The organism is Sulfitobacter sp. NFXS29 (assembly GCF_040148765.1).
Taxonomy (GTDB): domain Bacteria; phylum Pseudomonadota; class Alphaproteobacteria; order Rhodobacterales; family Rhodobacteraceae; genus Sulfitobacter.
In genome coordinates this window covers 1-18,381 of sequence record NZ_JAGDED010000016.1, presented here as the reverse complement: position 1 = coordinate 18,381, position 18,381 = coordinate 1, and the positions used below count along the sequence as shown (strand labels likewise).

General features: G+C 53.8%; 20 protein-coding genes and 1 pseudogene. 12 read left to right on the top strand and 9 right to left on the bottom strand.

What is annotated here, in order from left to right; all coding sequences use genetic code 11:
- Nucleotides 1–77: 77 nt before the first annotated feature.
- Nucleotides 78–485 (top strand): annotated as a pseudogene (locus tag J3456_RS18280) (IS6 family transposase); the annotation flags it as partial.
- Nucleotides 486–526: 41 nt separating this feature from the next.
- Here J3456_RS18280 and J3456_RS18275 read toward each other — a convergent pair.
- From J3456_RS18275 to J3456_RS18265, 3 genes are all read right to left on the bottom strand, one after another.
- A complete protein-coding gene (locus J3456_RS18275; protein ID WP_349581642.1) occupies nt 527–1,237 on the bottom strand; it encodes an IS6 family transposase in 711 nt (236 codons plus the stop codon).
- A 16-nt stretch (nt 1,238–1,253) separates the two neighbouring features.
- Nucleotides 1,254–1,445 (bottom strand): UPF0149 family protein, encoded by a 192-nt coding sequence (locus J3456_RS18270; RefSeq protein ID WP_349581641.1) that lies wholly within the window; start codon nt 1,443–1,445, stop codon nt 1,254–1,256.
- A gap of 314 nt (nt 1,446–1,759) precedes the next feature.
- On the bottom strand, nt 1,760–2,740 hold the full coding sequence (locus J3456_RS18265) for an NAD-dependent epimerase/dehydratase family protein (RefSeq protein ID WP_349581640.1): 981 nt from the start codon (nt 2,738–2,740) through the stop codon (nt 1,760–1,762).
- 169 nt (nt 2,741–2,909) lie between these two features.
- Between J3456_RS18265 and J3456_RS18260 the strand changes: the two genes are divergently transcribed.
- The gene (locus tag J3456_RS18260; RefSeq protein ID WP_349581638.1) at nt 2,910–3,650 is read left to right on the top strand and encodes an SDR family NAD(P)-dependent oxidoreductase; all 741 of its coding nucleotides are present in this window, start codon (nt 2,910–2,912) and stop codon (nt 3,648–3,650) included.
- Between the two features lie 22 nt (nt 3,651–3,672).
- Here the strand turns inward: J3456_RS18260 and J3456_RS18255 are convergent, their stop codons facing one another.
- From J3456_RS18255 to J3456_RS18235, 5 genes are read right to left on the bottom strand one after another with little or no spacing between them, the layout of a single operon-like run.
- On the bottom strand, nt 3,673–4,266 hold the full coding sequence (locus tag J3456_RS18255; protein WP_349581636.1) for a cysteine hydrolase family protein: 594 nt from the start codon (nt 4,264–4,266) through the stop codon (nt 3,673–3,675).
- Nucleotides 4,263–5,249 (bottom strand): branched-chain amino acid ABC transporter permease, encoded by a 987-nt coding sequence (locus J3456_RS18250; RefSeq protein WP_349581635.1) that lies wholly within the window; start codon nt 5,247–5,249, stop codon nt 4,263–4,265. Before J3456_RS18250 ends, J3456_RS18255 begins: the two co-directional genes overlap by 4 nt.
- Nucleotides 5,246–6,139 (bottom strand): branched-chain amino acid ABC transporter permease, encoded by an 894-nt coding sequence (locus tag J3456_RS18245; protein ID WP_349581633.1) that lies wholly within the window; start codon nt 6,137–6,139, stop codon nt 5,246–5,248. The genes J3456_RS18250 and J3456_RS18245 overlap by 4 nt, the downstream gene beginning before the upstream one ends.
- Nucleotides 6,139–6,861: an ABC transporter ATP-binding protein gene (locus tag J3456_RS18240; RefSeq protein WP_349581632.1), complete on the bottom strand. Its 723-nt coding sequence runs from the start codon at nt 6,859–6,861 to the stop codon at nt 6,139–6,141. The genes J3456_RS18245 and J3456_RS18240 overlap by 1 nt, the downstream gene beginning before the upstream one ends.
- Entirely contained in the window at nt 6,861–7,634 is a 774-nt protein-coding gene (locus tag J3456_RS18235) for an ABC transporter ATP-binding protein (RefSeq protein ID WP_349581631.1), read from the bottom strand. The genes J3456_RS18240 and J3456_RS18235 overlap by 1 nt, the downstream gene beginning before the upstream one ends.
- Before the next feature lie 119 nt (nt 7,635–7,753).
- Here J3456_RS18235 and J3456_RS18230 point away from each other — a divergent pair, with 119 nt between their 5' ends.
- Both J3456_RS18230 and J3456_RS18225 read left to right on the top strand, forming a co-directional pair.
- Nucleotides 7,754–8,563 carry an N-formylglutamate amidohydrolase gene (locus tag J3456_RS18230; protein ID WP_349581630.1) on the top strand — a complete coding sequence of 270 codons (810 nt, stop codon included), beginning with the start codon at nt 7,754–7,756 and terminating at the stop codon, nt 8,561–8,563.
- The gene (locus J3456_RS18225) at nt 8,560–9,180 is read left to right on the top strand and encodes a cysteine hydrolase family protein (protein ID WP_349581629.1); all 621 of its coding nucleotides are present in this window, start codon (nt 8,560–8,562) and stop codon (nt 9,178–9,180) included. The genes J3456_RS18230 and J3456_RS18225 overlap by 4 nt, the downstream gene beginning before the upstream one ends.
- Before the next feature lie 130 nt (nt 9,181–9,310).
- Here the strand turns inward: J3456_RS18225 and J3456_RS18220 are convergent, their stop codons facing one another.
- Entirely contained in the window at nt 9,311–10,456 is a 1,146-nt protein-coding gene (locus J3456_RS18220) for an ABC transporter substrate-binding protein (RefSeq protein ID WP_349581628.1), read from the bottom strand.
- Nucleotides 10,457–10,683: 227 nt separating this feature from the next.
- Here J3456_RS18220 and J3456_RS18215 point away from each other — a divergent pair, with 227 nt between their 5' ends.
- The 8 genes from J3456_RS18215 to J3456_RS18180 all read left to right on the top strand — a co-directional run bounded on the left by J3456_RS18215 (nt 10,684) and on the right by J3456_RS18180 (nt 18,032).
- A complete protein-coding gene (locus J3456_RS18215; protein WP_349581627.1) occupies nt 10,684–11,607 on the top strand; it encodes a MurR/RpiR family transcriptional regulator in 924 nt (307 codons plus the stop codon).
- Between the two features lie 10 nt (nt 11,608–11,617).
- Nucleotides 11,618–12,940, top strand: coding sequence for a type I glutamate--ammonia ligase (locus J3456_RS18210; protein ID WP_349581626.1), 1,323 nt, complete (start codon nt 11,618–11,620; stop codon nt 12,938–12,940).
- 263 nt (nt 12,941–13,203) lie between these two features.
- A complete protein-coding gene (locus tag J3456_RS18205) occupies nt 13,204–14,130 on the top strand; it encodes a LysR family transcriptional regulator (protein WP_349581625.1) in 927 nt (308 codons plus the stop codon).
- Nucleotides 14,131–14,234: 104 nt separating this feature from the next.
- Nucleotides 14,235–15,191 (top strand): threonine ammonia-lyase, encoded by a 957-nt coding sequence (locus J3456_RS18200; protein ID WP_349581624.1) that lies wholly within the window; start codon nt 14,235–14,237, stop codon nt 15,189–15,191.
- 1 nt (nt 15,192) lies between these two features.
- The gene (locus J3456_RS18195; protein ID WP_349581622.1) at nt 15,193–15,609 is read left to right on the top strand and encodes a Rid family detoxifying hydrolase; all 417 of its coding nucleotides are present in this window, start codon (nt 15,193–15,195) and stop codon (nt 15,607–15,609) included.
- Nucleotide 15,610: 1 nt separating this feature from the next.
- The gene (locus tag J3456_RS18190) at nt 15,611–16,450 is read left to right on the top strand and encodes a DUF3100 domain-containing protein (protein WP_349581620.1); all 840 of its coding nucleotides are present in this window, start codon (nt 15,611–15,613) and stop codon (nt 16,448–16,450) included.
- Nucleotides 16,447–16,926 carry a hypothetical protein gene (locus tag J3456_RS18185; protein WP_243263477.1) on the top strand — a complete coding sequence of 160 codons (480 nt, stop codon included), beginning with the start codon at nt 16,447–16,449 and terminating at the stop codon, nt 16,924–16,926. The genes J3456_RS18190 and J3456_RS18185 overlap by 4 nt, the downstream gene beginning before the upstream one ends.
- A 95-nt stretch (nt 16,927–17,021) precedes the next feature.
- Complete coding sequence (locus J3456_RS18180; RefSeq protein WP_349581618.1) at nt 17,022–18,032, top strand: succinylglutamate desuccinylase/aspartoacylase family protein; 1,011 nt, start codon at nt 17,022–17,024, stop codon at nt 18,030–18,032.
- Nucleotides 18,033–18,381 lie beyond the last annotated feature (349 nt).

Sequence of the window (18,381 nt, the reverse complement as noted above, 5' to 3'; positions counted from 1 at the left end):
TTTTTTCTCTTCGTCGTGTGTGTCGATGGGCACTGTAAACTTAATGCGGCCGCTCGCATAAAACGCGATATGGCGGTATGACCGACGCTCTCCTTTATCGCCGCCACCGTTTTCCGCCCGACGAGATTGCCCAAGCCGTCTGGCTGTATTTTCGGTTCCCCCTGAGCCTGCGGATGAGTGAAGACCTCCTGGCGGAGCGCTGCATCATCGTGTCGCACCAGACGGTGCGCACGTGGGCCGAAAAAATCGGGCGGAAATTCTCGAAAACCATCCTTCGTCGGTCGGCTGGAAAACTCGGCGATAAATGGCATCTGGATGAAGTTGTTATCTCGATCGGCGGCCGCAAGCACTGGCTTTGGCGGGCTGTCGATCAGGTGGGGTTCGTGCTAGATGTTCTGGTTCAAGCCCGCCGCGACCGGCAGGCCGCCCTTCGGCTGATGCGGAAGCTGTTGTCACGGCACAACCGCCTCCCGCGGGCTCTGTTGCATTAGTCCGCGTTGTACAAGAAATTTGAACCGGCCGCCTATCAAGCTGCCGCATCAAACAGGTTTGCAACGAAGGCGATCTCGTTCAAGATGCCAGGCTCATTGTTCGCAAAATGACCTTTCTTGATTGCGCGATGGGTTTCGATGCCTTTCAGCGTGTTCTCGGCGGCGGTGAGTTTTCTAAAGCTCCGTTTCGGCCTCAGGAGCTGTTTCAGCGCGGCATGATCAGCTTCGATCCGTTTGTTGAGGTATTTCCCGTCAACGTGCCGGATCCTTTCATCCAGCCCGTTACCGAAGTTCATTTCCTCAATCACTTTTGCATAGCTGTGTGCCTTGTCCGTGACGATTGTCATGGGATAGCAGCACCGCGCTGTTTCACTTGCCTGGCGCATGAATGTCCTTGCTGCGTTGGCGTTTCTGCGAGCGGTGAGCCGAAAATCGATCAGCTGCCCGCGTTGATCGACAGCCCGCCACAGGTAGCACCAACGGCCATTCACCCGCACGTAGGTCTCGTCCACATGCCACTGCAGCCCGCGCCAGGAACGATGCGCACCGTAGGCTCGTTTCCGGATCTCCGGTCCAAATTTCTGAACCCACCGGTAGATCGTCGCCGCATCAGCCGTGATCCCGCGTTCGGCCAAAAGATCCCGCACATCACGGTACGACAGTGGGTATCGGCAGTACCAGCGAACCGCCAGGAGGATCACATCTCTAGGAAAGCGGTGTTGTTTAAACGGATCTCGGCGCGACATGTGGCCTCCTCCTACATCAGTGCGGAACAGTGTTGCGCTTCGTAGAAGCTAATGCAACAGAGCCCCCCGAAGGCGGGATCATCTCCGGGCAGGCAAGAACACCGACTATGTAGCCATCGAGTTCGCTGAGCGTCATCGGCATGTTATCAACGGGCAGCGCACGCAGCAGCGCGTCAAGTTGATCGAGATCTTGATCGGACTGATCCATTGATATCTCCCGGCGATGGTGTGGACTTTTACGCTCCGCAACGCGAGTCCGCAATTGCGTCAATGGCAGCTCCGAACGGGCACGAATGGATCGCCGCAGGCGGTCTGGATGTCGGCATTGGATCGGTCGCTACAGGTGTTTCTATATCACAATAGAGAAGCCTCCGTGATCAATGGCTGTCGGCTTGCCCCAAACTCAACCGCTTCGTGTCGCATGCGGAGGCTCGGTGAAAGGGTATTTAACACTTTCCAAGTTTGGCCCGAGCAGCGTGGCGTGAAACCGTATTAGTAATAGTGTTAAGTCAGCGCGAGACTTCACTGCTGACTTTCCGAAGATGTGCTGAAGTGGTGGAACAGCTGCCTCACACCAACTTCGAGGGGGGTTTTAGCGACGAACCCGATTTCTGTCGCAGCCAAGTGATTACCCAGTTCAGAAATACCACGCGCATCTGGGTGAGGAGGCGCACATGTCACGACCATATCAGGATGAAGCTCCATAACGAACCTTGCGACCTCTGACATCTCCACTCCACGACCAGCAGTAATATTAAAAATCCTCGACTGGGGCGCCCTTGTTTTCGCGGCGCGCAAAAGACCTTCTACCGCATCGGTAATATGGAGGTAATGTGTATAAGCATCTGTCGGCGTAAGCACGGAGAACCTTTGTCCTGATTGCGCGGCCCGCACCAGCTGCTCCAGAGTCGTAGGTGTCTGTCGCCCCGGCCCATATATCCAAGACAGCCGCAAAGCGATCGCATCCACTCCATGCTCTTTTACATAACCTAGCATTACCTGTTCGCCCGCCACCTTGCTGGCGCCGTAGACCGTATGTGTGGCAATTGGCGTGGCTTCATCGACAGGACCAGAGAGTTTACCGTATACTTCGCTTGTCGAACAGATAATGACGCGCCCCACACCGTAGCGGCGGGCGGCCTCAAGAACCGAGGCAGTGCCTCCAGCGTTAATTCGCCATATATCCAAGGGGCGGTCTGGCATCACCATGGGGCCGGATACGGCACCGCAATGCAGGATCGTATCAAACTTTCCTTGCCTTACAACCGCATCAACCTGCTCACTGTCAGTTACCTCGCAATGCATGATATCTGTGTGCTGGCGTGACACCAACCCAATATCTGTAGCCAGCACATCCACTCCCTGCGCTCTGAGGGTGTTCATCATTGCCGCCCCGAGAAAGCCTCCAGCCCCTGTCACTAAAACCCTCCCCAGTTTTCTGTCGGCCAAGAACCGGTCATTCTGGCTCATGCGTTGATCCTTTATAAAGTGGCTCTCAGACATCTTTAATCATCCTACTACCAAGCGGCTATGGGCACACGCGTAGGTGAGGTAATTTACTCCCTTTTTGCGGGACTTTGCTTCTTTGAAACAATCAGTTCCCGTTCTACGATGCTCTTGAAACTAACACAGCGGAAGGTGCGTTCTACGCGCGCACCAAAGGAAGTTACCCATGGGACAACTCGACAATCGTATTGCTTTTGTGACGGGGGCAGCCACGGGTCTTGGGCGCGGTATCGCCTTACTTTATGCCGGCGAGGGGGCGGATGTCGCGATAATTGATCGTAACAGGCCGGGAGGCTTACAGGTCGCTGAAGACATTAAAAAGCTTGGCCGGCGCAGCGTCGCAATCGAGGCCGATGTGGGAGACGAAGCGACCGTCATTGCGGCGATGGCTGAAGGAGCGCAGAAGCTTGGTGACCCAGATATCCTTGTTAATAACGCTGGAATCATCACAGTCGCAGCAATGGAGGAAATGGATACCAAAACCTGGGACGACATGTTGCGGATAAACTTGAAAAGCGTCTTTCTTTGCACCCGTGCTGTGCTGCCTGCAATGCGGACGCGAGGCTATGGCCGCATCATTAACATCAGTTCGCAACTTGCGCATAAAGGAGGCTATGGGATGACCCACTACGCGGCAGCCAAGGCTGGGGTAATTGGACTGACAAAGGCACTGGCCCATGAAGTGACCAAGGACGGTATCGCGGTGAACGCAATTTGTCCCGGACCACTGGACACAGACATGAAGCTGCCCCCCGAATGGGCCGCTAACAAACAGAATGATTTAATGATCGGACGACAAGGTCGCGTCGAAGAAATTGCCCCGACCGCATTGCTTTTGGCTACAGAGGCAGCGGCCTTCTATGTAGGCACAACCTTCAACCCCAACGGCGGTGATGTCATGATCTGACTCTAAGCGGTGGTGCTATGCGTTAAGCCGCAAGTGCTGCCCGCACTGTTTGACTGGAAGCGATCTCGCCTGAAAGTGCAATACGCTTCAAAGCAGATGCATGACGGTCGTCGGTATCTGTGGCGCAAGCATCCTCGATGCATATCATGCGATATCCCAGCACGGACCCGACCTTCATTGTTTGCTCAACACATTGGTCTGTCAGAAAGCCGGTGCAAAGGATGGTCGATATGCCGATATTGCGCATAACGTAGTCAAAATTGGTCGAATGGAAAAGGCAAGCCGAGGACTTCTTCACTACGATTTCATCGTTTTGAGGCGCAAACCGAGACGTGACTTGCCCGCCCTGCGACCCTTTAGGAATGTTGAATCCAGACAGTTTATAGTCGAGGCTTCGGTCACGACCATCCTGGGTGAGGTTCTCCATAACGGTATAGGTTACCTCAACCCCGCTCTTACGCGCGGCTGGTAAGAGCTTTGAGAGACCTGGCCATACGACCTGATCGATGCGGTCATAAAAAAACGGTCGAGGCGGGTGATTAACTGGATCGAGCACGTAGTCTTGTACATCAATCAACAGCAGCGCAGTTTTTTCGGCTTCAAGAAACATCGTCATGACGTCCGCACAAACGGTTCTTTCAAACCGAAGAGACCCTTTGGTCGCACCAATAGAAAAGCAATTAGGGCCACAGCCACGATCACCTGGGTCATGCCATAGACCCCCGTCGCTTCCTCTACCTGACGCAAAGATTCACTGCCGAAGGTGATTAAGACGGCGGCAAAAATCGCCCCAATGATAGACCCTTGCCCACCAACCACGATAATCGCAACAAGATTGAAGGCCAATATTAGGCCGAAGGACTTAGGTGACATGACAGAAACGACATGCGGCAAAAGAGCCCCACAGAAACCCGCGATACCTGCCCCTAGAACGAAGGCTATCACTTTGAGCCGGATGGCTTTGATGCCAAAGCATCGAGCAGCCATTTCGTTTTCACGCACAGCTAGCATTGCCCGCCCTACAGAGGCATGTTTGATCCGCCAGCACAGAACAATTACCAATACCGTAAAGAAGCCGATCAATGCGAGCGTGGCCTCCCGCGGGACACCTGTGATACCGCGACCACCGCGGGTAAATCCATCGAGATTGAGGGCGAAGGTCTGAACAACGATGATTAACCCCAGCGTCGCCACAGCCAGGTAATGGGTTTGGAGGTGTACTACGAGCCGCCCGATGAGCCAGCCCAACAGAGCAGCAGTCAACCCGCCCACAAGCGCCGCTATGGGTAGGGAGAGATGGATTTGTGCGACCGTTTCGGGCATCGCAGGCATAGCAAACCCCTTGCGCCCCACCGGATAGGTAAACAAAATCGCAACATAGGCCCCGATGGTCATGAATGCAGGGTGGCCGAGACTGAACATGCCGGTAAAGCCATTGGTCATCGTCAAGCTGACCGCCAGCATCACCTGAATGAGCATGAGTGCCGTAAAGGTCTGGAAATAACCGTTGCCCGAAGCATCAACCGCCAGAACCAGCAGGGCCATGGCGGCAATTAGCACAAAGAATGCTTGCCAAGGTGTGATCTGCAGCCGTTTCATGCCCGCTCCTGCTCCGCTTCACCAAACAGCCCCTGAGGGCGGACCAGTAGGATCAAAATTAAAAGCCCAAAAACGAAGGCATCGCGATAACCTGAATATTCAGGGGGTAGGAAGCCTACAAAGGCAATCTCAGAAAAGCCGAGAATATAGCCGCCGACGATGGCGCCGTGAAGGGACCCCACTCCGCCGATGATGGTAGCAAGAAAGGCCTTAAGCCCCGGCAAAAACCCCATCAAAGGGTTGATTTGGCCGTATTTCCCCGCCCAAAAAAGGCCGGCGAGAGCGGCCAAAGCTCCGCCAAGGCCAAAGACGAGGAATACGAGGCGACCGATTGAGATACCCATGAGTTGGGCAGCAAACGGATTTTCTGCCACCGCACGGATCGCAATCCCAACCCGGGTCTTGCGGATGAAGGCAGTCAGGCCGAGCGCACATAACAAAGTGACCACCGGAATAACGAGATCAATCAAAGCCACATCTGCGCCCCCGAGAGGAAGCCGCATTCGGAACACTTCAGGAAAGTTGAAGTTACGCGGTTGCGAGCCAAGAAAAATCAGCGCGAGGTTCTGAATCGCGATAGAGGCAGAAAGCGTGACAATGAACCCCGTAATCATGGGGGCCCCGCTGATAGAGCGGAAGGCAATCCTCTCGATAAGCCCGCCAGCTGCAAAGCCTCCCGCCAAGACCAAAAGCGGAATAGCAGCCCATGGCACAACATCACTTGCCACCAAGCCGAAGGTCATAAAGGCCCCGATCATGAGCAGGTCGCCATGAGCAAAGTTAACCAGACGTATGACACCGTAAATCAGTGAAAAGCCAATCGCGACCAGTGCATAAAGACTGCCCAAGCTCAGGCCGTTTACGATCTGCTGGATCAGATAGTCGGACATCAGCCCACTCCCAAATATGCTTCGAAAACAGCTGGATCATCGAGCAGTTCATCGCCGGTGCCTTGAAGGACAATGCGACCGTTCTCGATGACAAAAGCGCGGTCTGCGAGCTCCAATGCCAGCATCGCGTTCTGCTCTACGATCAGCATCGTGACGCCTTGCTCGCGGTTCAACTTTTCAAGAAAATCGAATATTTCTTCAGTAATCTGGGGCGCCAGCCCCAAAGAGGGCTCATCTAGCAAAAGCAGTTTTGGCTCGGCGACGAGAGCGCGGCCAATGGCCAGCATCATCTGTTCACCGCCCGAAAGATTGCCCGCAGGCATTGTGCGCCGCTCACCCAAAATGGGAAATCGCTCGTATATATCCGCAACCGCCCGCGCAACGCGGGCCTTATCGTTGGCCAGAAATGCCCCCAGTTGCAGGTTCTCTTCGATGCTCAGGCGCCCAAAAATCTGACGGCCCTCAGGGGCATGAACAATACCTGCGCGCACAAGGTCGACCGGGCTCGTGGCCCCTATGTCAAAGCTGCCATCAGGGGTCTGTAATGTCACATGACCGCTGGAGATGGGCAGAAGCCCCGACAAGGTCATCAAGGTCGTCGTTTTGCCTGCCCCGTTGGCCCCGATAAGCGTTGCGATCTCACCGGTTTCGACGGCAAAGTCGATCCCTTGCAAAACCTTGGTGCGGCCTCGGTTGACGTGCAGACCCTCGACATGCAGCATTACAATACCTCCTTGCGGCGGCGGCCCAGATAAACCGCTTCAACCTCGGGCATACGCAGAACCTCATCGACCTTTCCAAGGGCCAACATCTCGCCCTTGTTCACAACTATGAGCCGTTTGCACAATGCCGCAACCATGCGCACGTTGTGCTCCACCAGAATGATCGTGAGTCCATCGTCGTTCAAACGACGCACAAGCTTTGAAAGCCGCCCTTTTTCGGTGTCCGTCATGCCTGCAGCCGGCTCATCCAGTAGCAGCAATGTCGGCGCGCTGGCGAGCGCCCGTGCAATTTCAACTCGGCGGCGATCGCCATAGGACAGCTCGGACGCGTTGCGATCTCCATACTCTGTGAGCCCCGTTCGCTCCAGCATCTCGTCGGCGATTTCACCAATGCGCTGCTCGGCTGCGCGGTGGCCGGGCAGACCGAAGACACTGTGCAACAAGGAGCGTCCTGCGCGGGCATGCGCCCCTGCCATTACGTTCTGGCGGACCGTCATGTCATCAAACAGCCGGATATTCTGGAAGGTGCGGGTCATGCCCAGATTGGCGCGTGCCTCAGGGGCTAGACGGGTGATATCTTGCCCCTCAAACTCGATACTACCACTACTGGCAGCCATCACACCTGTCAAAACATTAAAAGCCGTTGTTTTCCCCGCTCCATTCGGGCCAATCAATCCGACCAAGTCACCTTTCTCGACGGTGAATTCCAAGTTTGACAGCGCTTGTACGCCGCCGAACCGTTTCGAGATTTTTCGCACATTCAGTTGCGACATGAGACCTTGCCGAAGATATTATAGACAAATTTAAATTGATATTGTAACCGTCTAGATGTCAATATGTATTAAAAGTTTCATCTATGAAGCGGCCCAGAATATCGCAATCGGAGCCTTCTATGCCTGATAATCTTGCAATCCTAAGTGCCAGTGAGCCGTCTCCTTTCGGGCTCGAAAACGAACTGGGCACGAGTCCTTTTGTTATCGTCTGTGAGCACGCAGGCGCGCGACTGCCCAAAAGCCTTGGAACACTGGGACTGGATAATGGACATTTAGCGCGGCACTTCATGTGGGATATTGGGGCATTAGATCTGGCACGTGGGATCGCGCAGCGCCTTGATGCTCCCTTAGCGATCCAGCAGTATTCGCGCATGATCTGCGACTGCAACCGGCATTGGGAGGCTGAGAGTTTCATCCCCACTCACGGCGAGGGCATACCTGTTCCAGCCAACCTCAATCTGACTTTGGCCGAGCGCGCGCGTCGTCGGGCCGAAATCTGGCAGCCGTTTCAGGATGGCGTGGCAAACATGTTAAACGCTAGAGATGTACGAAATCAGAAAACGCTTTTTGTAACCATCCATAGCTTCACACCGGTATTTTTTGGGCAGGAACGTGAGGTCGAGTATGGCGTGCTGTTTGATCGCGATACGACACTATCTCCAGCATTGCTCAAGGCGCTACAGATGCGGCACGGAGACAAAGCGTTGCCAAATGAGCCCTACGACATGAACCGACATAGCGACTACACCGTCCCTGTCCATGGTGAGGATCGAGGACTCGACAGCGTTGAAATCGAGGTGCGCAACGACCTTCTTACGACACAAGAGCAGATAGAGACGCATGCCGAGGAACTGGTTCATGCACTGCGCGAAGCTGCCGAGAGTCTCGGCGTAACGACTGACATTCGAGAAGGAGGAACTGCGCTGTGAAACAGGTAGAACCAATACGCAACTGGCCGCTAACCCCATCGAAAACTGCTGTCCTGGTGGTTGATGTCCAGTTTAGTGAATATACGGACGAGGTCTTGGCCGAGGCTCCTGAGATGGCTGCGGCAATGCGTGACCGCATGCTGCCCGCATTGACGTGCTTGGTCGACGGAGCCCGCGCTGCGGGGTGTGAGATCATCTATACCGTAATCGAGGCGATGACAGCGGATGGGCGCGACCGTAGCCTTGATCACAAATTGTCGGACATATTAGTGCCTCGTGGATCTCCGCTCGCCAAGACACTTCCAGAAGCGCGCCAGCAAGAAAATGACATCTTGATCCCGAAAACCTCTTCCGGCGTATTCAATTCAACCAACCTCCCCTATTTGCTTCGTAACATGGGTTTGGACCGGGTCATCGTAGCCGGCCTGCTGACCGATCAATGTGTTGATATGGCAGTGCGCGATGGCGCTGATCTCGGCTTTTACATGATTTGTGCCAAAGATGCTTGCGTCACCAAGACCAACGTGCGTCACGACAAGGCGCTGGCGGCCTTTGGGGGATATTGTCGGACGGAGACTGTGGATGATATTCTGCAGCAATTACGAGCTGCTGAATAAACGCGTTCGCTCAAGTTTAAACGCAGAATTCTCCGAGGAAAGCTCCTCGGAGAATATTGACGTCGCACCCGCTAGCCGCATTTTTCAGATGCCCACGGGGCATTGGGCTGCTAGTTGATAGAGCCGCAACTCAAGGCCGCCAGATCGACTCGACGTTGAACTCACCGCCCATGACAGAAATGATCGAAATGGGTTTTGGCGGCACCATTGTATCCCGTGTGTACGAAATGGTGCCTGTTACTGCTTTAAAGTCGCGCGTTTTTTCCAGCTCATCGCGGATTGCGTCGGGCTCGGCCGACCCGGCACGCTCGATGGCATCTACGACAAGCATCAGCGCATCGTAGCCCAATGGTGCGAAAGCATTCTCGGGGTCCATACCGTATTCTTCGTTGTAGTCTGCAATGAACTTGCCCACTTCAGGACGGTCATCACCACGATAGGTATGGGTAGAGAACCAGACGTCATTTGCCAGATCCGGACCAGGTGTGGTCGCGACCAGATCTGTGTCAAAGCCGTCACCCGAAACAATCGGCAGTTCAAGCCCAGCTTCGCGGATTTGCTTGACCGTCAGCCCAGCTTCAGTCGGAATTGCGGAGACAAAAATGATGTCGGGAGCTGGATCGGTTGATTTCAGGCGCGCAATCTGTGCGGAAAAGTCGGTATCTCCGATCATAAAGCTATCTTCAGCAACTATGTCACCGCCGCGTTCGACGAAACGCTCTTTGAAGAATTTGCTGAGGGCCTTGGTGAAATCCATCGATTGGTCTGTCCACACGACAGCCGTCTTGGCGTCCATCTCATCAACGGCATAATCTGCAATGGCATAGGATTGGTCGTCATCGCCAAACGGCGCCATGAACATATAGTTCCCAACCCATTGCGGCAGTTCGGGATGCGTTGCCCCAGATGTCACGAAGGGAATGCCTGCTTCTTGAAAAAGTGGCGCTGCTGCCATGACAAACGTCGTATCAGATTGTCCGATCCCGGCGACAACCCCTTCAGACAGGACCCGTTGGGCCGCTTTCGCAGTTTCCTGCTGGTCAGTCCGCGTATCAGGTGCAAGCAGCTCAATCTGTCGACCGAGGACACCACCATTCTCGTTTACCAGCTTAGCCGCCAATTGTGCGCCTTTGAGAGATGGGCCGTCCAAGGACGACATTCCGCCGGTCGAATTATATAGGGCTCCGATCTTGATTGGCTCATCTTGTGCGAGACCAGGTGTCACGGACAGTGCGGTCAATGCCGCGGCTGCGGCCAGTTTTTTTAACGGTTTCATTAGTCTTTACTCCCCTGAGTTTCGAATATGGCACGGATACTTAGCACTAGCTCGCCGTTGCTTTCCGCCACCGTCGAGGGCAGGACTTGGAAACATGCCAAAATAAGGAGCCACATCACCCGCAGTCCATGCCCAATTCTGACGCTAGCGAAGGTCAGACCTGCGCGTCAATAATTTTTGACATTTTTAGCTTGTGAGCTTCTATTTATATCATTACTTTTTTTTGCATGAACAAAAAACACGCGCACAATCCGATTGCATCGCCGGAGCCAGACCGTAACGGCACCGTGGCTGAGCGCATTACAGATCTTTTCGAAACTCTTGGACGGCGTGAGCAGGACGTGGCTCGCGAAATCCTTCGACAATACCCGCTTTCCGCGCTTTCCACCGTGGCCGCGTTAGCCGAACGTTCCAGTGTAAGCACCGCGACCGTGCTGCGTCTGGTGCAGCGGCTCGATCTAAATGGATACGGAGAGTTCCAGGAGGCCGTGAAATCTGACGTCGCGTGCTTGTTAGAAACCCCTCTACAACGCCTCTCGGCCCAAACGGCTCACCCGGCGCCGGAAGAGGGGTCTCTGCTCAGCGAGTTGCTCGCCAGAACCGCCCATCAGCTGCAGAAATGTCATGATCCTGTGATGGATGCCGATTTCCGAACCGCGATCGCACTTCTTGCTGATCCGAAAAACCGGATCTATTGCGCTGGTGGGCACCGTTCACGACACATCGCCGCGCTGCTCACTGAATATCTGGGTTTATTGCGTCCGAATGTTCAGCTGGTGGAGGGCCCCTCCGAAGGATGGCAGCGCTATCTATTAGAAATGAACAACCGTACCGTAGTGTGCGTGACAGACATTCGTCGGTATCAGCCATCATTGCTAAAATTTAGCAGCCTTGCGAGCGCGCAAGGGGCCCATGTTATCGCCATCTCTGATGCATGGGCCGACAGACGTGATTTCGGAGCGGAAGTCCTATTTCGCATGCCCTCTGCGTCAGCCTCTCCGATAGACAGCCATTGCGGACAACTTTTAATGGCTGAGGCACTTGTGGGTGGGCTTGCAAATAAGATTGGCTCTCCGCTTCACGAACGCCTGGCATTGGGCGAGACAATGAGCTGCACCAGCTCAACTAAATCTCAATCCGATAACCCTTAGGAGGTCCGACGTGACACGCCTTGATACCGACTTGATAATGATCTGCGCCAGTGATGTTGCAGGACAGCTGCGTGGTAAAGCGGTCCCACGTCGAGCGTGGAGCTCACGCCAGAAGAACGGCATCGGCTGGACCCCCACCAATATCCTGCAAACCTCCTTCGGCCCCATAGCCCCTTCCCCCTGGGGAGCCTTGGGGGATTTGACGATACGGCCAGACCCTGAGACCTTAATCGACCTCGAAATAGAGGAGGTCGGCATTGATGAAAGTTTCGCCCTAGGCGACATCTTCACATTGGAGGACGAACGGTGGGACTGTTGTCTGCGTGGCCAGCTCAAAACTGCACTAGAACGGCTCGAAGAGAGGCACGGACTGCGCATCAACGCTGCGTTTGAACATGAGTTTCACTATTCGGGCCTGCCGAAACAAGAAGGACTGGGCTACACCCTGCGAACTTTCCGAAGGCTCGGCACGTTTCCTAACGCTGTCATGGCGGTTCTGGACGCCGCAGGCCTCGACATCGACACTTTCATGCCGGAATACGGGCCCGGCCAATGCGAAGTGACCGTCGGACCAAAACCCGCATTACGAGCAGCTGATGAAGCTGCGATCCTGCGCGACTTGGTGCGCGCTTGTGCGAAAGGGCAGGGAGAGCGCGCGAGCTTTGCTCCCATTTTGCATCCCGATGGTGTCGGCAACGGGGTACATATCCACTTCAGTCTTGAAACCTTAGACGGGAAGCCGGTTTGTCACGACCCCACGCAACCTAATGAAGTCGCCCGCGCATCAGGCTCCTTTGTGGCTGGCATCCTTGAGCGACTGCCAGAATTCCTAGCTATAGCAGCACCCTCTGTTCCTTCATATTTTCGGCTCCAGCCCCATCGTTGGAGTGCGGCCTTCAATAACTTTGGCAACAAAGACCGTGAATCTGCGGTACGTATTTGCCCAGTCTTTGGTGCCAAAGACCCCGAGGCCATGGCTCGTAAGTTTCATTTTGAATTTCGCGCAGCAGATGCTGCAGCCAGCCCGCATCTTTTACTCGCAGCACTGGTCAATGCCGGTCTGGATGGCTTGGAACGCGAACTGGAAACACCTACGCCCACCGAAACCGACCTTGCTAAACTAAGCTCTGACGAACTAAAAGCGATTGGTTGCACACGCTTGGCAACAAATCTTGACGATGCGCTTAAGTCGCTCACGTCTAGCGAATGGGCGGCTAAGGCATTTGGCAAAACACTCATTGATGTGATCGACCGACACAAGCGTACGGAAATTTCTCTGATGGAGGATTTGTCCGATGAAGAGATCTGCGCGCGCTATTATGAAGCATACTGAAGGTCTGATTGGCATGCCCGCTTCTTAAAGGAAGGTAACTCGCCATTCAGGCAATCAGCTCGATTTCGAACTAAGCCGCGATTCCGCCTTTCTTAGGTATCATTTAACACTACCTAAATTCTTGGCCGCTACCTGTTCAGAATTGGGCCATAAAGGTTCTCATAGGCAATAAAGCACGTTCTGATAAAGCTAAAATTGTCAGAATATTTAAGGCAACTCGCACCCGAGAGCAGCTTTCATATACGGTCATCTTAAGGTTCAGTATGCAAAATTTGGAGAGCTATAGAGGGCTTGATATTAGGCATTTGACGGCCTTCCGCGCCGCTATCCTGCATGGAACATTGTCGGCCGCAGCGCACTCCATGGGAGTAAGTCAATCAACTGTGACGCGAATGCTGACCGAGCTGGAAGTAAGTCTAGGGTTTGCTCTTTTCACTCGGCGAAAAGGGCGAGTGAATGCGACAACACGTGCGTTAGAATTTCATGCTCTTACGGATGACTTTTTTGAAGCGCATGCGAGATTGCGAGCTGGAACTTCGCGGCTCGGAGGCATGCTAAGCGAGGAAATTCGCATCGTATCGATTTCTGTTCTGGCGATGACTATTGTTCCTGAAATCTCTGAACGTTTTCTGGCTCAAGACGGCGTTTCCCGTCTTCATGTCGAGTCCCGCGGTATAACTGGTTATTTTCGTAAGATCCGAGATGTCAAAACTCATATCGGATTTGGCTACCGACTAGGGGATCAACCTGGAATCGAACAAGTGCAACTGGGGCGAATCCCCTTTGTTTGCGCATTGCCGCCAGAACACCCTCTATCGAGCCAAGAACGCATTCACGTGGAAGACCTTGTTGGACAACCTATTATTTCACTCGCTGAAGACGAGCTCAATCTTTTCCAAAAACAAGAGGAGTATCTTCTTGAGCATGGGGTAACAACCCGTGCGCGTGTTTCAACACAAAGCTCAGCAAATGCTTATTCCATGGTACTCAGAGGGCTTGGCATCGGCTTAATAGACCCATTTTCCGCTGATCTCTGGAGGAAAAATGGTGTGGTGGTCAAACCCCTTGATCCTATCTTGTCGTTTGACTGCACAGCTAGCTTCAGCCGCAATCTGGCGCACACGCCCGCAGTAAAGAAGTTACTTCGTATCGCTAAAGAGGTAGTCGCCCGCTACGCGCTTACAACATAAATGCATAACTTTATGCATCATTATCTATATGCTGGGAGCCTTTAAGGAGCCAGTCTCCGCTGCGAAGATGGCAGCATAGGAGAGCCAGGATGTATTCCCCACCTATGGACGAGTTCCAAGCCGCCCACGAGGCGCTGATGGGCCGTGTGGTTCGAACGCCGAGCCTGTTATTGGCGCAAGATACGCTACAGGCACACCTACCACCGAACGCAAGCGTACAAGCAAAGCTTGAACTTTTCCAACAAGCTGGATCCTTCAAGGCACGCGGTGCAATTCTCGGGATTATGGGACTGTCACAGGCGCAACGAGTGGCCGGTGTAGTGGCAGCCAGTGGCGGAAATCACGCAATGGCCGTGTCTTGGGCCGCGCAAGCTGAAGGCGTCGACGCTTCAATCATTATGCCTGAGACTGCCGACCCTTTACGTATCGAAAGCTGCCGCAAACTGGGCGCAACAGTAACTTTAGTTCCGGATATAGCCGCAGCCTTTGAACTGATGCAGGCGCTCGAGAGCCGCGAAGGCCGCACTATTATGCATCCTTTCGATGCTAAACACATGACTTTAGGCGCAGGTAGCTGTGGACTAGAGATGCTAGAAGATGTCGGAGACGCCGATATCTATGTTATTCCCGTCGGTGGGGGCGGATTGATCAGCGGCATGTCCGCAGTCATTCGCAAAGCGCGCCCGAACGCTCTGATTTTTGGCGTTGAGCCTGAAGGGGCGGACAGTATGGCGCGCAGCTTTGAAAGCGGGAAACCCGCCAAGCTCGCTTCAGTGGCTACAATTGCTGACAGTTTGGGCTCCCCTTATGCGATGACATATTCCTTCGGCATCACAAAAGAGAATGTCGACGCGATCATGCGCGTCTCCGACAATGCCCTGCGCGATGCCATGCGGCTTTATTACAGCACTCTGAGGTTGGTCGCTGAGCCAGCATGCGCCGCCACACTTGCGGCAATCTGCGGGCCGCTCCGAGACAAATGTAAGGGTAAGAAAGTCGCGATCCTTGCTTGCGGATCAAATATCTCAATTGAGCGATATCAAGAAATATTAGGGGGCTGAGGTGGATTTAGAGATCAAAACCGTAAGCGGGCAGGGCGTGGCCCCTGCAGTTGGCCCATACTCTCACGCCGCAATTTATGGCGATCTCGTATTCGTCTCTGGGAATGTGGCTCTGGACGTGAACGGCACGCTTCGCAAAGGTAGCGCCGCTCAAGAAGCACGGCACGCCCTAACGAACCTCCGTAAGGTTCTGCGAAGCGCAGGGTGCGATCTTTCCGACGTGATTAAGACAACAATCTTTATCACAGATATGGCCGACTATTCTGAGGTGAATGCCGTCTACCAAGAAGAATTCGAGTCTCATGCCCCAGCACGGTCCTGCGTGGGCGTTGCTGAACTCCCATTAGGGGCCCGTGTCGAGATCGAAGCGATCGCAAGGCATCGTGCCATGCAAGATCGGACAAAAGAGGACACTTAAATTGCCCTATCCTAACGAAGCGGCGCCCCAGGCGCGCACTGCGATTTCGTGGCATGCCCTGACAGATTGGCGCCTGCATGTTGGCGTTGCCGTTATTACCATTCTTGCGGAGCTGATCGGCATCATACAGATCCCCATCGGGATAGGTTCGATCCTGCTACTTCCATTGTTTTATAGTTTCATCCTTGGGCTCTTGCTCAACCCGCAGATTATTAGCCGGGCGGCATCATGGACAACGCCACGACAGCAGAAAGCAGCTTCTTCTATTATTTTGATCTCTATCCTGCCGTTCATGGCAAAGTTTGGAACGATTATCGGGCCAGCTATAAATACCATCTACGAGGCCGGGCCAGCTCTCATTCTGCAGGAGACCGGGAACTTGGGGACGGTCGTCCTTGCCTTGCCGCTTGCTGTGATCATGCTTGGAATGGGGCGTGAAGCAATTGGAGCTTGTTTCTCGGTTGCGCGCGAACCCAACATCGGCGTGATCGCTGAGAAGTACGGTCTCAAAAGTGCCGAAGGCACCGGCGTTCTAGGGGTTTACGTCGTTGGCACGCTTGTGGGCACCTTCATCTTCGCCATCCTTGCCTCTCTCTTCGGCTCGCTCGGATTGTTTGATCCTGCAGCTCTTGCCATGGCCTGTGGCGTTGGTTCGGGAAGCATGATGCTAGCCTGTACGGGGTCGTTGACCGAATTGTTTCCCGACCGAGCAGACGAGTTGGCCGCTCTTGCCGGTGCAAGCAACTTGATGACCTACGCCACCGGACTTTATGTGTGCATCTTTGTGGCACTGCCGCTGTGCAATATTTTTTATCCAATCTTAAAAAGGGTACGGCCATGACCGCGATATCTGACGACACGCAGCCACCGGCAGACGAGCCGTACCTCAACTTTAAACAAAATATCTTCATTCTGTCTGTGGTTGGGGTAATCTGCTGGATTGGCAATGTGATCGGTCCGGGTATGCCGCCGCTTGGCGCGGCTATCGGTATTCTGTTGCTCGTAGCAATTTCTTTAGTGGGGCTTTTAATTGCTAGGTTCGTACCATTGCGACTACCTGCTGTGGCGTGGATTTCGTTGCTGGCCATTCTCGTTTGCCTGCCCGGCATGCCGACAGCAGATTTTGTGCTCAGATGGACGAACGATGTGAACTTTATTGCACTGGGTACACCCTGCGTCGCCTATGCAGGACTGGCAATCGCCGAACATGAGGTGGCGATCGCCAAACGGTCAGGATGGAAAATCTTGATCGTTGCCCTGTTAGTTATGATCGGGACCTTCCTTGGTTCAGCGATCATCGCACAGATGTTTCTATAGAGCCAAAGCAACGGTCACACGCCATGGGCAAACCGGTAGGACCGGCGACAGCCCCTGCGAATTAGACCAAGCCGTGAGATTAAAGGAGCGATCGGATGACCATTAAAAAAACTATGATCAGCACGAGCATCGACCTGGATGGAGATGGGCTCCATGTCGGGCACTTGAGATTGCCGAATTCCGTACATCGTTCAGCCTATGGGCACATCCCAATTCCTATTGCTACGATTAAGAACGGTGAGGGACCGACAGTTCTGCTTACTGGAGGTGTACATGGTGATGAATATGAGGGGCCTATCGCGCTTACACGATTGGTCCGTGAGATTGAGGCCAAGCAAGTTGCCGGCCGCATCATTGTTGTACCCATGTTGAACCAACCGGCCTTTGCGGCAGGGACGCGCACGTCTCCGATTGACGATATTAACCTGAATCGCACCTTTCCAGGTCGCCCTGATGGCACCGCAACCGAAATGATTGCCCACTATGTAGTAAGCGAACTGCTTCCTCGCGCAGACTACATGATCGATCTGCATGCTGGTGGCAGCTCGCTACAATACGTTCCCACGCTGCTTGCGCCCCGCTGGGACGATTCAGCAGCCACAGAACGAACTGAAGACTTGGTTCAGGCATTCGGCGCAGAGAAGGTAATCTACTTCGACTCGATCAGAGCCTTAAGTGGAGAAGATCGTGTCATGGGAAACCATGCCCATCAGAATGGCGTCGAATTTCTCACGGGCGAATTTGGTGGTGGAGCGAGTGTTAATCTTGAAGGTTTAGCAATGGTTGAACGCGGCATTCGCGGGGTACTCTCCCATCTTGGTATCTTGAAAACAGACTTGCCACCAGCACAGCAAAGCCGAAAGTTTGTGATGGACGATCCTGGACTCTATGCATTTGCTGATCGTGCCGGTTTCTTCGAGCCCAAGTACGCGTTGGGTGACACCGTGGAAGCAGGAGCAATCGCTGGTTTAATCCATAATATTGATGCGCCTTGGGACGACCCAGTACCCGTTCATTTTCAGGCTGGTGGTGCGGCTATTTGTATCCGCACGCATGCTCTAGTGGAAGCTGGAGATTGTTTAGGCCACCTCGCAACCGAGATATGAGGACTTAGCCAAGGCGGATGTAGGTCTAGGTATACCGCTAAAAAGGTAAGCAATGCTCTGGGCGGCTTCGCCCTGAGCACCCATCCAACCCATAGTTTGATCGCTATCTCCGCTGGTCGTCCCGCTCATCATCAGGGAGCGCGAAACGATAGTGAAGATATAGAGTGCCAAAATAGTAGAATATTACATAATTAACATTACAGGTATTTCTGTTGTAAACGGGGTGGATTCACAAATGAAGTGCAAATTCTGTACGAATACAGAGAGTTGCATGGAGTATGAAGAATGGGAACCCACTACTGTCACCTGAAGCTGGACGAACGTCGCAAGCTTGCAAAGTGGCTTGAAG

Bases quoted from the DNA above. Each gene is read 5' to 3' on its own strand.
- J3456_RS18245 (WP_349581633.1), bottom strand. From the start codon at position 6,139: ATGTCCGACTATCTGATCCAGCAGATCGTAAACGGCCTGAGCTTGGGC.
- J3456_RS18235 (WP_349581631.1), bottom strand. From the start codon at position 7,634: ATGTCGCAACTGAATGTGCGAAAAATCTCGAAACGGTTCGGCGGCGTA.
- J3456_RS18220 (WP_349581628.1), bottom strand. From the start codon at position 10,456: ATGAAACCGTTAAAAAAACTGGCCGCAGCCGCGGCATTGACCGCACTG.
- J3456_RS18255 (WP_349581636.1), bottom strand. From the start codon at position 4,266: ATGACGATGTTTCTTGAAGCCGAAAAAACTGCGCTGCTGTTGATTGAT.
- J3456_RS18200 (WP_349581624.1), top strand. From the start codon at position 14,235: ATGGACGAGTTCCAAGCCGCCCACGAGGCGCTGATGGGCCGTGTGGTT.
- J3456_RS18180 (WP_349581618.1), top strand. From the start codon at position 17,022: ATGACCATTAAAAAAACTATGATCAGCACGAGCATCGACCTGGATGGA.
- J3456_RS18260 (WP_349581638.1), top strand. From the start codon at position 2,910: ATGGGACAACTCGACAATCGTATTGCTTTTGTGACGGGGGCAGCCACG.
- J3456_RS18215 (WP_349581627.1), top strand. From the start codon at position 10,684: ATGAACAAAAAACACGCGCACAATCCGATTGCATCGCCGGAGCCAGAC.
- J3456_RS18250 (WP_349581635.1), bottom strand. From the start codon at position 5,249: ATGAAACGGCTGCAGATCACACCTTGGCAAGCATTCTTTGTGCTAATT.
- J3456_RS18185 (WP_243263477.1), top strand. From the start codon at position 16,447: ATGACCGCGATATCTGACGACACGCAGCCACCGGCAGACGAGCCGTAC.
- J3456_RS18230 (WP_349581630.1), top strand. From the start codon at position 7,754: ATGCCTGATAATCTTGCAATCCTAAGTGCCAGTGAGCCGTCTCCTTTC.
- J3456_RS18240 (WP_349581632.1), bottom strand. From the start codon at position 6,861: ATGCTGCATGTCGAGGGTCTGCACGTCAACCGAGGCCGCACCAAGGTT.
- J3456_RS18275 (WP_349581642.1), bottom strand. From the start codon at position 1,237: ATGTCGCGCCGAGATCCGTTTAAACAACACCGCTTTCCTAGAGATGTG.
- J3456_RS18270 (WP_349581641.1), bottom strand. From the start codon at position 1,445: ATGGATCAGTCCGATCAAGATCTCGATCAACTTGACGCGCTGCTGCGT.
- J3456_RS18205 (WP_349581625.1), top strand. From the start codon at position 13,204: ATGCAAAATTTGGAGAGCTATAGAGGGCTTGATATTAGGCATTTGACG.
- J3456_RS18265 (WP_349581640.1), bottom strand. From the start codon at position 2,740: ATGTCTGAGAGCCACTTTATAAAGGATCAACGCATGAGCCAGAATGAC.